12 protein-coding genes are annotated in these 13,118 nt (G+C 52.9%); 3 read left to right on the forward strand and 9 right to left on the reverse strand.

What is annotated here, in order from left to right; translation table 11 throughout:
• Positions 1 to 106 precede the first annotated feature (106 nt).
• Positions 107 to 1,663 (forward strand): DUF4127 family protein, encoded by a 1,557-nt coding sequence (locus E5161_RS03950; protein WP_136776345.1) that lies wholly within the window; start codon positions 107 to 109, stop codon positions 1,661 to 1,663.
• Here the strand turns inward: E5161_RS03950 and E5161_RS03955 are convergent.
• The gene (locus tag E5161_RS03955) at positions 1,565 to 2,668 is read right to left on the reverse strand and encodes a metallophosphoesterase family protein (RefSeq protein ID WP_136776346.1); all 1,104 of its coding nucleotides are present in this window, start codon (positions 2,666 to 2,668) and stop codon (positions 1,565 to 1,567) included. The two genes, E5161_RS03950 and E5161_RS03955, sit on opposite strands and share 99 nt — an antisense overlap.
• Before the next feature lies 1 nt (position 2,669).
• Positions 2,670 to 3,980, reverse strand: a complete 1,311-nt coding sequence (locus tag E5161_RS03960) for an ADP-ribosylglycohydrolase family protein (RefSeq protein ID WP_136776347.1) — start codon at positions 3,978 to 3,980, stop codon at positions 2,670 to 2,672.
• 190 nt (positions 3,981 to 4,170) lie between these two features.
• Here E5161_RS03960 and E5161_RS03965 point away from each other — a divergent pair, with 190 nt between their 5' ends.
• Positions 4,171 to 4,986, forward strand: a complete 816-nt coding sequence (locus E5161_RS03965) for a creatininase family protein (RefSeq protein WP_136776348.1) — start codon at positions 4,171 to 4,173, stop codon at positions 4,984 to 4,986.
• 69 nt (positions 4,987 to 5,055) lie between these two features.
• Here the strand turns inward: E5161_RS03965 and E5161_RS03970 are convergent, their stop codons facing one another.
• From E5161_RS03970 to E5161_RS04000, 7 genes are all read right to left on the reverse strand, one after another.
• Positions 5,056 to 5,895, reverse strand: coding sequence for a Gfo/Idh/MocA family oxidoreductase (locus E5161_RS03970; RefSeq protein WP_136776349.1), 840 nt, complete (start codon positions 5,893 to 5,895; stop codon positions 5,056 to 5,058).
• A gap of 20 nt (positions 5,896 to 5,915) precedes the next feature.
• Entirely contained in the window at positions 5,916 to 6,974 is a 1,059-nt protein-coding gene (locus E5161_RS03975; RefSeq protein ID WP_136776350.1) for a Gfo/Idh/MocA family protein, read from the reverse strand.
• Positions 6,975 to 7,021: 47 nt separating this feature from the next.
• Positions 7,022 to 7,834: an MBL fold metallo-hydrolase gene (locus E5161_RS03980; protein ID WP_136776351.1), complete on the reverse strand. Its 813-nt coding sequence runs from the start codon at positions 7,832 to 7,834 to the stop codon at positions 7,022 to 7,024.
• Between the two features lie 20 nt (positions 7,835 to 7,854).
• Complete coding sequence (locus E5161_RS03985) at positions 7,855 to 8,727, reverse strand: sugar phosphate isomerase/epimerase family protein (RefSeq protein ID WP_211246677.1); 873 nt, start codon at positions 8,725 to 8,727, stop codon at positions 7,855 to 7,857.
• A 22-nt stretch (positions 8,728 to 8,749) separates the two neighbouring features.
• Positions 8,750 to 9,694 (reverse strand): ROK family protein, encoded by a 945-nt coding sequence (locus E5161_RS03990; RefSeq protein ID WP_136776352.1) that lies wholly within the window; start codon positions 9,692 to 9,694, stop codon positions 8,750 to 8,752.
• Between the two features lie 13 nt (positions 9,695 to 9,707).
• Positions 9,708 to 11,279, reverse strand: coding sequence for an FAD-dependent oxidoreductase (locus tag E5161_RS03995; protein ID WP_136776353.1), 1,572 nt, complete (start codon positions 11,277 to 11,279; stop codon positions 9,708 to 9,710).
• Positions 11,280 to 11,424: 145 nt separating this feature from the next.
• Complete coding sequence (locus tag E5161_RS04000) at positions 11,425 to 12,294, reverse strand: MurR/RpiR family transcriptional regulator (RefSeq protein ID WP_136776354.1); 870 nt, start codon at positions 12,292 to 12,294, stop codon at positions 11,425 to 11,427.
• A gap of 247 nt (positions 12,295 to 12,541) precedes the next feature.
• Here E5161_RS04000 and E5161_RS04005 point away from each other — a divergent pair, with 247 nt between their 5' ends.
• Positions 12,542 to 12,967, forward strand: coding sequence for an exosporium protein C (locus E5161_RS04005; RefSeq protein WP_136776355.1), 426 nt, complete (start codon positions 12,542 to 12,544; stop codon positions 12,965 to 12,967).
• Positions 12,968 to 13,118 lie beyond the last annotated feature (151 nt).

A 13,118-nucleotide genomic window follows, 5' to 3' on the forward strand; every position in this document is an offset into this window, starting at 1 on the left:
AACAAATGGGATTATACAAAAGAGGAATTTTTCATTTTGATTACACTTTTCGGATATTTCCTTCAAAAGTTATGCTACAATAAACAAAAAAAGGGATGATTTCAAAATGGACCGCATTGTTTATCTCCCATTGGATGAAAGACCGTGCAACGCCAAATTTCCTCTGCAAATCGCCGCTGCTGCGGATATCGAGATGGCGGCTCCCCCGCCGGCATTATTGGGACGCAAAAAACAGCCGGCCGATACGGCAAGGATAGCCGACTGGCTTCAAGAACAAACATCGGGCTCCGGCTATCTCATCGTGTCGTTGGACATGCTGGTATACGGCGGCATTGTGCCTTCAAGGCTCCACTACCTTTCCATCGAGGACTGTCGATCCAGGCTTCAAACACTCGCGCAATTGAAAAAGGCGAATCCAAAACTTCGGATTTATGCCTTTAACTTGATCATGCGCGCTCCCGCTTACAACAGCAGCGACGAAGAGCCCGACTATTATGCCGATTATGGCGCACAATTGTCCATGTTCGGCCGGCTGCAGGATAAGCAGGCACGCGAGGGGCTGACAGAGTCGGAACGAATGAAGTGGGAGCAATTGTCCTTAGAGTTGCCCGAAGCGGTGCAGCAAGACTTCATCGGCCGCCGCCGCATCAATTCCGCGGTCAACGAATTGGCAGTCGAACTCACCGCTAACGAAACGATCGACTTCTTGATCATCCCGCTCGATGACAACGCCAAATACGGTTACTCGTCTTCCGAACAGCGCAAATTGCTGGCCTCGGTGCAGGACAAACAGTTGTTTGACCGCGTTCACATCTATCCCGGCGCCGACGAAGTAGGCAATACGCTCTTTGCCCGGGTGTTTTGCGAGATTAGATGGTATCAACCGGATATTTTCATTCGTCATTCTTCCGCCTCGGGCCCGTTCGCCATCCCCAAATACGAGGACCGAAGCTTGGCAGAAAGTCTCAAATGCCAGATTACAGCGGCGGGAGGATACATAGCCGATCATGCGTCTGATGCCGATTTTGTCCTGATGATAAATTCTCCACCTGTCGGACAATATGACATGGCGGAAACCACAGACAGCTTCGAACAAAGGCACGCTTCCTATTTTTCCGAAATCAATTATCGTGAATTTGCTCATGCCATTCGCCGGTATGCCGACAAAGGCTATATGTTGGCACTTGCCGATGTTGCCACCTGCAACGGCGCCGATGAGCCTCTGATGAAGCTTCTCTCCGGGATGGGCCTGCTGTCCAGCTTGTCTGCCTACGCTGGATGGAACACTTCGGGGAATTCCCTCGGAACGGTGATCCCCCACGCCATCGTGGAGTCTTATTTTCACAAAAAGGAAAAAAAAGGCGGAAGCGTCCGATCGAGAAACAGCGAGGCATTCTACTTATCCCGTCTCGTGGAAGATTGGGGCTATCAAGCCATCGTGCGAATGGACGTAGCCTATCGGCACATCGAGAAGCTCGGCGGAAACTACTTTGACGTCGCGGCCATACACGATCAGGCAGCCGCACTGATTCAAGACAAATTGCAGGCTTTCATTGATGAGTTCCTAAAGGAGCTGGATCCCGGACGGATCCGGCTTGAGAATGTGATCCTGCCGTGGAAGCGAATGTTTGAGGTGGGTTTCGACCTTCATCTCGAAGCGTGATGATCCAGAGAGCCTCCCGTCAGTCGCGGACGGGAGGCTTTTTGCTGCATGAGGATGATCATGCTTGCGTAGGCGGTTTCCTTCCTCCGGTTGATGGATCGGCTGGTCCATTACCGTTTGTCCGCCCTCGAGCCGAAGCCAAGTCCGGAACCCGCTGCCGGCTTCCTCGAGAACGATCACTCTTGCACCTTTCGCGAAACCGGGTTTCATGTAATTGTTGTATCCGGTTTTTCTGCCGTAACACAACATAATCCCATGCAATTCTCCGCAAAAATCACTATCATGATCGTGTCCTACAAAGGTGCCGATGACATTTCCCATCTCCACCATCGCCGCGAACATCCCGGTGTTCAGACGAGGGCAGCAGATCATTTCTTGTTTATAACCCCGGCATACTTCAAAATCCCAAACATCGTTGTACTCTGGAAGCGGAATATGAAAAAATGCCAGCGAGGGGATGGGCGAACCGGCGTTCTCGGCCGCCAATCGTGAAGATTCCCGGACAAACCAGTCAATCTGGTCTCTCGCAATGTGAGCATAACCGCCGATTCTGGCCTCCGCGTAATCTCCGGAGTCCAGAAAGAATAGCGCGTGCCCCGTGTTTCCATCGCGCCCGGTTAATTGAATGACATAATTCCCGACCCCGGTGATTGATTCCGGACCTCTCTGCGTTATGCCGTAACGAACCCCTTTCAGCGAGTCGAACAGCTCCTGGCGGGAAATGCGAGCTTCAGCATCGTGGTTGCCGAAAACGATAGCCCATGCTATGCCGGAATCCTCCATCGCCGCCACGGCTTGACGGATTGACTGTCTCGGATCGTTACAGGTGCCGTCTTCGATCACGTCACCGGTAATTACCACCAGGTCGGGACGTTCGGCTTTCAGCACTTCTTCCATTAAAGCGCGGGTTTGTCGGTCTCCTTCGTTGTTATCTCCCCAGTGAAGATCCGTGAATTGTACGATTTTAAACTGCCCTTGACTGTTATAGGACAAGGATACCGTCATCTTAATAACGCCTTTCTGCAGCTATCGCCCATGATCGCAAGGCAAGCTTGCTGATGGTCTGTACTCCTTCACCGGCGATAAAGCTCTCGATCCGGTCGTGAAGCGGCCGCGTCCACTTATCCGGCAAAGCGTTCGCTCCGTTCAGGATGCCGATTACGGAACCGGCGCTTGCGCCATTACAATCCGTGTCCAACCCCATCATCACGGCGATGGAGATGGTTTTCTCCAAATCTCTCTCCCCGTATAAAAGCGCCAAAGCTACAATGGCCGCATTATTGATCGTATGTATGCGGTGGTATCCCGCAAATTGTTTCAGCAAGTGATCGCCGGCCGCCTCCCAGCTCGGCTGTTCGTTCTTCAGCCTAAGCACCCAGTCGAGCGCTTCATGAAGCCTGGATTGCTGCGGGATATGATCCATGCCTGCGCGGATCACCGCTTCCGGATCCTCGAGGCAGAATGCCGCCGAGTTCATGGCGGCAATCCACATCGCTCCGTAGATGCCGTTGCCCTTGTGGGAGAGGGCCGCATCCTGAAAAGCCATCCTCGCGGCTTCCGCAGGATCGCCCGGGTTGATGTAGCCGTAAAAATCGGCACGGATTTGAGCGCCGATCCACTCGCGGTACGGATTATTCAGTAGTGCGGCATCTGCGACCGGCACGCCGGCGCACAAGTTGAGATAGGCCGCTCTCTCGGCCGTATATGTCATGAAAGGAGGCAGATAGGTAAGCCACATTTCCGCAATATTGTCGGTATTAAATTCAGATCCGAAAATTTCTAATGTTTTTAATGCCAAGATTGTGTAATCCATGTCGTCGTCTCTCGGCATTCCTGAACCGTTCTCAATGACGTTCTGCGCGTATTGTTCATGCTTCCACGATTCGAGGCCGTCTGGTGGAAACCTTCCAGTAAAATAATTTCTCAGGGGGTAACCATCACAAGCGGCCAACAAGTTTCGAATTTCTTCACGCATCCAGCCTTCCACCGGTTTTCCGAGCAAGCAGCCCGCGGCCCGTCCAAGCCAAGCTCCGTGAATTCTATCGAACAAACGGTTCCGGTCGATCTTCTCCTGTTTCGCGTGGAAAAGGGATGCTTCTTGTATGGAGGACCAGTCGGATGGCTCTTGATACGGGTACCCGGGCACGATTGGCCATTGCCCCTGCTTTTCATAGAGTTCGCGGCATTTGGCTGCCAGCTCCGCCTGCGTACCCGATACGGTTCGCAAATGGGCCGGAAGTTCGTTCAGATCCGCACCTTGCTGCGATAATTGCACGAGCTCCTGTTCCAGTGTCTCTTTCCAATCGATGAGATTCAATTTTCGATCCCCTCTCCATTATGGGTTCACGAATCGTTTAAATTTGCAAATATCTTAACATAAGTAGAATATTCACTCCACCATTAAGTTTAGAAATAAAGAACTACTCCACTATGTTTTCACACTCTGCTCGGATATGATGGAATTATAATGGAAAAAATCCGCTGTGATAAAAAAGTGAGGGAATTTTATGCTGTGGGAAAATTTAACCGTCAAACAATTTGAAGAAGCCGTCCTTTTTTCAGAAAGAGTGTGCGTGCTGCCTATCGGCTGTCTGGAGAAGCACGGCGACCATCTACCGATCGGAACCGACATGATGATCGCGAGATCCGTTTCGGAGAAAGCCTCCCATCTGGAGCCGTTTGTCATCTTTCCCTATTATTTTTTCGCCCAAGTATCCGAAGTCCGGCATTTTGCAGGAACGGTGGCAGTGGGCAGCGACATCCAGATGAAGCTGCTGCGAGAAGTAGTGAAGGAAATCCGACGGAACGGATTCGATAAAATCTTGCTAGCCAACGGCCATGGTGGAAACAACCATTGGCTGCGTTACTTCGCCCAATCCATGCTGGACGAGCGAAGAGATTATATGGTGTATATTTACGATTTGTGGGAGCTGTCCGCAGAGCAGCATGCATATCTGGAAAATCATTTTGAGACACCCGGGGATTACGGGCACGCCGATCATATGGAAACTTCCGAAATCCTGCACATCAATCCGTCTCTCGTTCATATGGACCGCTTGAACCCGAGAGAATGGGATCCGATGGGCAGAGGCCGGTGGATGAGCGAAGAGAAGCTGTTCGCCGGCATCCATTGGTACACCGAGTATCCGAATCAAATTGCCGGAAATCCTTCTCTGTCCAATGCGGAATACGGCAAAACGTACCTGGATTTCTGCGCGGCCAACTTGGCCAAAGCGGTGAAACGGATCAAAGAAGACGGCACCGCGTTGAAGCTGCAGACAGAGTTTTACGACCGCTGCGACGAAGTTTCGAAGATTCGCTGATCGAAAAAGGGAGGATACCCGGTTCGTATTGAACGACCGGGCATCCTCCCTTTTGGTGCGGAAATCGCGTCAGGACCGAAGCTCGAGCCATTCGAACGGCTTAGTCATGGCTTTCAATCCGTATTCGATGATCGTAATAATGGCGACGGTCTCGCTTGGGTCCACCTTGGGCTTCCCGGTTTCAAAAAAAGTAATCATGTCCCGGATGAACGCTGCGAAGAAGTCCGACTCGACCTTGATCAATTTCGAATCGCCCGCAGCGTAATTTACTGCCATGGCAAACGGGGCCCCTTCCCCGAAATGCCGCACCTCCGCTTGTCTGCCGTCCGCGAATTGAATGAGCAAACCCGGTGAGTCGGCTGTACCGATCGACATCACCCGCTCGGGCGAGCTTCCCATCAAGGAGATTACCGGTTCAATTTGATGGATCGAATAATTTTCGAACCTGCCCGGCCCAATGCTAACAATCGCATCGATTCCTTCCCGCTCGATTCCGGTGAACTCGGCCGCATAACGAAGAGCCGAGCTCGAAAACATCGGGGTGCCATGTTGATTCGCCAGTTCGAATAACGCAAGAGCCGTTTTGCGGTCCGGAGCGAACGTTTTGTCGATGTAGGTCGGTTTGCCCGAACGCAGAGGCAGCTGCGACAATTCTTCGTGGAACTCGGGATGATCCGGTGACAATACGATCAGATAGTCGCTTTTCTCCACCACTTCTTCGATAGAGCCCAGCAGCTCGATCCCTCTCGCCGAACACCAATCAACGTTCGACACACCGCTTGGAGAATCGATTTTGCCGTAGGCGTAAGCCACTTTCATGCTGCCGCCCGAAGCCTGTTCGATCCATTCCGGATACATTTGCGCATGCCATTCATCGAGAAAATAATCGATAAAGCCGATTTTTTTCATCTCTTCTCCCGCCCATCCGATTAAAGTTTAATTTCCGCGCGGGTTTCCGAAGAATCGTAGATGGCCTGCATGATTTGAGAAGTCAGAATGACGGTGTCGATATGAGAAGGCAGCTTCTCCCCTGAACGGATGCATGCCAGAAACGCGTCGATCTCGTTTTGGAACATGTCCGTTGAATTAAATTTCGGCGAGGTTTCGAGCAGCGCACCGTTCTTGGCGCTGTACAGCTTGAAGTCGGAGCCGTATTGGAGCCGGATCCCGGCTTTATCACCCAAGAAATCGATATACATTTCGTTTACGAAAATGTTCTGCGCCCAAGCGCCGTTAACAGTGATGCTAGGCCCTTCCGTCCGGATCATCGCGGTCACGAAGTCGTCTACGTCGTAAGTTCCCTCATAATTCGGCGGACCCGCCCACATATCAATGTAAGAGTAGTTTTTCATATCGCGGCCCAGTTTGCTGTATGCTTGCCCGGTCACGGTTCTCGGCTTCGGATCGCCGGTGCAGTACATCACGATATCAAGGAAGTGAACGCCCCAGTCGATGAGTGCGCCGCCGCCCGCGATGGCCTTGGTCGTGAACGCGCCGCCCAGTCCCGGAATCGAACGCTGCGAACGGAAGCTTACATACACGTGATAAACCTCGCCAAGCTCGCCGTCCTCAATCATTTTTTTGATGATATTGACGCCCGTATTGAAGCGATTCACGACGCCGATGTTGAGGACCTTGCCGGTTTCGTGCTGTACCTTCTGCATCTCCAGCGCTTCCTCGTAGGTTCTGGCCGCGGGTTTCTCGCAAAGCACGTTTTTGCCGGCACGCAGACAATCGATCGTAATGGTCGAATGCACGTTGTTCGGCGTACAGACCGAAATGGCTTCAATTTCGGGATCTTCGAGTATCTTGCGGTAATCTTCGATCGCCGTCCCGCAGCCGTATTCCTTAACCGCTTTTTCGGCTCTGTCTAATTGGATGTCGCAAAAATACTTGATTTCCGCATTCGGATTTTTCATGTAAGCCGGAATGTGCGCCGTGTTGGCGATTGTACCGCATCCGATGACCGCTACCTTGATTTTGCTCATTTCTGTTTCCTCCATGTCTGGGTATGATTTGATTTATCCCTCACCGGTCAAACGTGAAGCACCATGCCGTCAAAGGCTACAGTGATCGTTTCCGGATCGAAAATGGCCTTCAAGTCCCCGTGCTGCAATCCGATGTTATGTGAAAAATGCGTCGCGACCGTCTGTGCTCCGTTCCGCAATATCCCGTTATCCCGCATTCGGTTCCGGATGGCCAGCACCGATTCGATATTGAGATGGCTTCCGGTCCACGGGAGGTTTCCGTTCGTGCAGTCCAAGATGGCGAGATCCAACTGTCGATCGGACAGCCAAGCCCAGGTTTCATCCGGCAGCAATCCGGTATCATGGCCGTAAAACAACGTTTTGTCGTCTTTCTCGATAAAGAAAAGCAGACAAGTTTCGTCCGGATCGTGATTCGCCGGCAAAGGCGTGACCTTGGCGGATCCTGTGTCGATCGTCTCGAACGGTACAATGCGGCGGACGATGATTTGCTCATCGCCGGGCCGGCCGAACGCTTCGCGGCATTTGCGCACCACCGCGTCATGACCGTAGACGGTTAGTGGATGGTCCAATCCGTGCGCATACACGGGAAGTCTCATTTCCAAGTCCTCGGCGCGCAGGTGATCGGAGTGGGTATGCGTCACGAACAAGTCTTTGACGAGTCCCAAGTCAAGCCGGTCCCGAAGCACGTGGTGCAGCGTATCCGGGGGAAAATCAATCTTCAGCGTATCGTCGATAATGGCGGAACTGCGGGTCCGGACGTTCTTTCCTCCCAGCTCCCGGGCTTTGGCGCAATGCGGGCAGCGGCAAAACAGGGCGGGAAAGCCTTCCGCCGCGGCCGTTCCGAGGAAATGGATCTTCATAACGGAGTGCTTCGTCTCCTTCAGCGATACCGTTTTATGAACTCTACAGCTTTGCGGATGTCTTCCTCCGGCTTGGTTCCGACCTCGCGTTCGATCGTCAAGTAGCCCTTGTAACCGATATCTTGAAGCGCTTGAAAATACTCGTCGAATTTCACGCTGCCTTCACCGAGCGGCACTTCTTTGAACACTTTGCCGGACGACACCATTTCCGCGATTTTGCCGTGATCCATCGGTTCGAAGCCGAGCGCGCCGTAGACTTCCCTGGGGTCAACTTCTTGAAAGCGGATTCCGTCTTTCACGTGCGTATGTACAATATAGTCCTTCAGCAGTCGCACCCCTTGAACCGGATCGTCACCGGTGACCATGACCATGTTGGCGGGATCGAAGTTGACCGAAACACCTTTCGTGCTGAGCGTATCAAGAAACGACTTCAGATGCGCCGCACGTTCCGGCCCTGTCTCAATGGCGAAATAGGCCCCCATGCTGCTCGCATATTGGCTGAGTTCTTCACAAGCCTGCTGCATCGCTTCGTATACCGCGCTATGCTCGTCCGGTACAATGCCGATGTGCGTCGTGACGACGTTCGTGCCGAGCTCGACGGCCAGGTCGAGAATTCGTTTCGATTTTTCAACTTTGTCCGGATTGGCGGCCCGGTCTTGGAATCCATGTCCGCCTAAATCTCCGCAAAGCGCGGAAATTTCAAGCCCCAGCGATTCGATATACGCCTTCAATTCTTTGCGGGCCGTGCCTCTCAGTTCCGAGGGATCCATCTCTCCGCTTACAGCATAGATTTGAACACCTTCAGCGCCGACCTCCTTCGCCTTCAGCAGGCCTTCCCGAACGGGAAGCCGGAAGCTGTCGACAATGACGCCGATTTTGTTGGACAGTTTCATCTCGATCTCTCCCTTGATTCGTTTATCGGTTGTTACCGTAATGCCACACTTGCGCAGCGGCGCCGATGACGCCCGCGTCGGTTCCGACATAGGCCGGAAGCAGCCTGCAGGCTTTACTCATCGCAGCGGAGGTGCGGGCCTGCACCGCTTCGTTCAAGGCATCGAGGAAAACCGGCCCCGTCTCCGATACGCCGCCTCCGATGATGACCGCCTCAGGATTAAACGTATGAATGAATCCGGCGACGGCAGAACCCAGCGCACGTATAACGCGGTCCATGACATCGCCCGCCAGCGGTTCGCCCTGCAGCCATGCTTCGATAATTTCCCGCGAGTTTGGCTTCCAGGCAGCTGTTGCACCGGCAGACAGAGATTCAGCGCCCAATCTGGCAATACCGGTGCCGGACGCGTACAGTTCAATGCATCCGTAATTACCGCAAGAGGGGCAGCGGGGGCCGTTAAAGTCCACGGACACATGCCCAAGCTCGCCGGCTCCGCCGAACGCGCCGCGCACCAATTGACCGGACTCGACGATGGCGCCTCCGAGCCCGGTGCCTAATGCGATAACAACGAAGCTTTCAAACTCGCGACCGGCGCCGAACACTTTCTCGGCAACGGCGATGACATTGACATCGTTGTCCACGTAAGCCGGGATGTGGAATCTCTCTTCCACCAAGCGCTTGATCGGCGTCCCCGTCCAACCCGGGAGCGTCTCTCCCGCGAAAGCGACCGAGCCGGTGCGAAAATCGATTTGCCCGGCGCTGCCGATCCCGATACCGGCAATCCTGCCGCCAGGCGTCAAGTTGGAAATCATGCCCTCGATGCCGGCCAGCACCTTATCCACTAACTGCTGCGGACCGAGCAGCGCTTCCGTCAGCATCAATTGCCGTTCCATGATCGCCCCCTCGCGATTCACCGCCGCAAACTGGATTTTCGTACCCCCAATATCGACTCCGATCGCAAACTCCATATGCGGACTCTCCTTACAGCGTCATGTCTTCCGGCCAATGGGTTTGAATCCCTTGCTGCTCCAACAACTCCAAGTATTTCTGCAGATGATGCGGTTTCCCGTGAACCTCATGCGGGGTAACCTCGTTCTGAAAGGCATATGCGGCTAGGCAGCCAGCCGACTCACCGATATTCCATTCGGTCGGGTGCAAGCGGTAACAACCGTTCGCGATCTGCGTCGTCCCGATGTTTTTGCCAGCCGGGAGCAAGTTTTTCAAGCGGATCGGCAAAAGTGCGCCTAACGGAATCTCATAAGGGTAAGTCGGAATGAAGCACATTTTGTTCGTACGGGTGGTCGGATGCAGATCGAGCCAGTAATGGCCGATTCCCACGCTGTCTTTATAACGGCGTATGCCTTGATCTCCCCGCACTTCCCGGCTTACATCATTCTCGGTTACAGTGTAAACCGCTTTGATGCGTCTGGATTCCCGGATATACGGCTGTTTGGCTAAGCCATCCTCGGTTCCTAGCACATCAGGACGGAGGCGGAGTCCGGGGTAACCTTTTCCGCCGTCCGGCCTGGGAGCTTCCGTTTGCAGCCAGTACATAAGAGACAGGCTCAGTTGTCTGGCGCCAGCCAGATTTATACGCCGTTCTTCCTCCGGCACATCGTACACAGGTCCGAGAAAATAATCGTTTTGTGCCCAATTGACGAGCGTGATGTCGCATTCATAGAACCCGTCGGCAAAGATAGAAGCGTCGATAATGCGTCGATACGTCCATAACGGCATGGGGTTGACTCCATCCGGCATAAACGACCATTCTTTCATTCTTTCTTCGCTGTTCGCGTCGGGCATCATCCAGCTCAGGATCGGAACCGTTGAAAAAGAAGGAACATAAGTGCACCAAAAATCGTATTGTTCCGGTTTGGGAATCGTAAAGTTCCCGTCTTCAATGTAGTCCATCGCAAACACATGCGTGACGGATTGGATGTCGAGCGGATCCGCGCTCTCTGCGGCGTGCGGCTCACCGGTTTCGGCTCTCGCTTCCGAACCTGTTACATATTCGACACCTGCAAGTGGAAGCAAATCTCCGCACTCCGTCGCATCCAAAAAAAATGAGCCTCGAAGCGTCAGGCGGTCTCCGGTGGAGTCGTTAAAAACCGTAACCGATTTCACAAAATCGCCGTCTGTCTCGGCTTCTACAGGACGATATCCGTAGCAGACAAGAACTCGTCCGTTGCTAACGAAAGGAGCCAGCATATCGTTCAATACGCGAAGAGCTGCTCTGGGCTCGTGACACAACCGACTGACCCAGCCGTTCCCGGGATTCAGCCTCGGATTGTCCCGCACTTCCGGCTTTAAAGGATATTCATCGTAATAATAACGCCTGATGCGATTTCGGAACTCCCGGTATGTGGCGGTGCAGCCGAAACTCTCGATCCAGGGATGCTCATCCGGCGGTACCGCTTGACTCGTCAATTGACCGCCAAGCCAGTCGGTCTCTTCCGTAAGGATGACGCGGGTTCCGGCTTTGGCAGCAGCCAGCGCGGCCATACATCCGCCAAGCCCTCCACCAATTACGATAATATCCGCTGAGTTGCTCATCGCCTCACCTACCGTAATCACTTGATATGATGATATTATCGTACCACATACTGGATTGTTACTCCACTATTTATATGCAAATAGAAATAATAATCCATAACAAAAAGGAAGGATCCTCTCGGACCTTCCCTTTAATTTCAGTGCCTTAATAAAGTTTGTCCGCCACGGAAATCGCCGTTTTCTCGAGAGATTCCTCCGCGCTGTCCTTTTTCATCGAAAGCAAGGTGGTTAAGATGTTAAGCAAATGAATTTGCGAGAACTTGGTCGACAATGCGCCGCCTTCCGTCGGCATTTCGCGGGAAGGCACCAGCAGCACCGTGTCCGCATACGCCGCGATCGGGGATCGCAAATGGCTGGTGAGACAGATGACGTCCGCTCCGTTCAGCTTGGCTTGGCGTACCGGGTCCACCAAATCCCGTGTACTTCCGGATGTCGAGATGCCGAACACCAAGTCCCCTTTCTTCACCAGTGCCGCATTCATGGCAATGATGTGGGAATCCCGGTGCGCCTCCACGCTCATGCCGATCCGCATGAGACGATAATGCAAGTCTAATGCCGTGATGCCGGAAGAACCGACGCCATAAATGAATATTCGATCCGCGGCCAACATTTTATCAACCGCTTTTTTGAGATTATCCACGTTAATGAGATCCAGCGTGTTTTTAAGCAGCATCTCGTGCTTCATCGTCACTTTGCGCGCTACGGTCAGCACGTCGTCTTCTTCTTCGATTTCCAGGTTCGATACCGAAGGAGGGCGGTCCACCAAATCTTGCGCCACCGACAGTTTAAATTCATGGAATCCTCGAAAACCGAGTTTCCGGCAAAAACGGATAACCGACGTTTCTCCGACACCGGCCTGTTCCGACAAATCCGTTACGGTAGCCAGCACCGCTTCCTCGGGATTGCTGCGGACGAAATCCGCGACCTTCTTCTCCGCTTTCGTGAGAGAAGAATAGATGCTGGAGATCATGAGAAGCGTATTCGACTGGTTCAGCTTCGGTCCTACTCGTGCCATATGCCATCCACCGTTTCTTCTTTATGTTCAGTAACAGAATAGTGGATTCCACGCTCCTTGACAAGAGAAGCGAGGAAAACCCTCCTTTAAGCAGCAGTTGAAAAGAGGAAAACTCCACCACAATTTCGCAAGGTATATCGCCGCACGAGACGTTCCTCCATTTTCTGTCTCTCTCATGTATGCGCACAATCCTTACGAAACTGACGCCATATCATAATCTATCTTATCTCGAAGAGAGGTGATAGAAATGGCACGCTTTCTTGATAAAGAAGCGGTTCAGCCGCGCAGAAGGTTTAACAGGCTGACGGCTACTAGAATTCCCCGGTCACCTGGACGAATCGTCCTCGCGACAATTCGAATTACGATCCCGGTCAATGCCCAGCCTAATCGTGTCGAACTGGTAGCCACCGTAGGGGTACGGGGGATAACCGGCATCGCCCAGATCCTTTTTAGAATTTTCCGTGACGGAAGGGAAATTTTCAACACTATACAAGGCATCGAATCCGCCGGCTCCGAACAAAACTACGCCGTGACCTTCCAAGGAATTGACCGCAATGTACCGAGAGGCACTCACCGTTACACGGTCACTGCGGAAAATCTTACCGCGGGCACAGCAGCCAACGTCGTAGGCCCCATCTCCTTCAGCGGTCTCGCGGCACAAACGAACAGGTAATCAAAAAAACAACCTTGGTTCGGACATGTGAACTGCACCCCGTCAAGTAGACAGTATAAAAACAAAAACTCTGGCACCGGCCATTTCCTTATGGTTGGTGCCATTTTTTATGCTGCTGAACTAAGCAGGTATTGCCTGTATTCCAGTGGGG

It is taken from the genome of Cohnella pontilimi, from assembly GCF_005049045.1.
Lineage (GTDB): Bacteria > Bacillota > Bacilli > Paenibacillales > Paenibacillaceae > Cohnella > Cohnella pontilimi.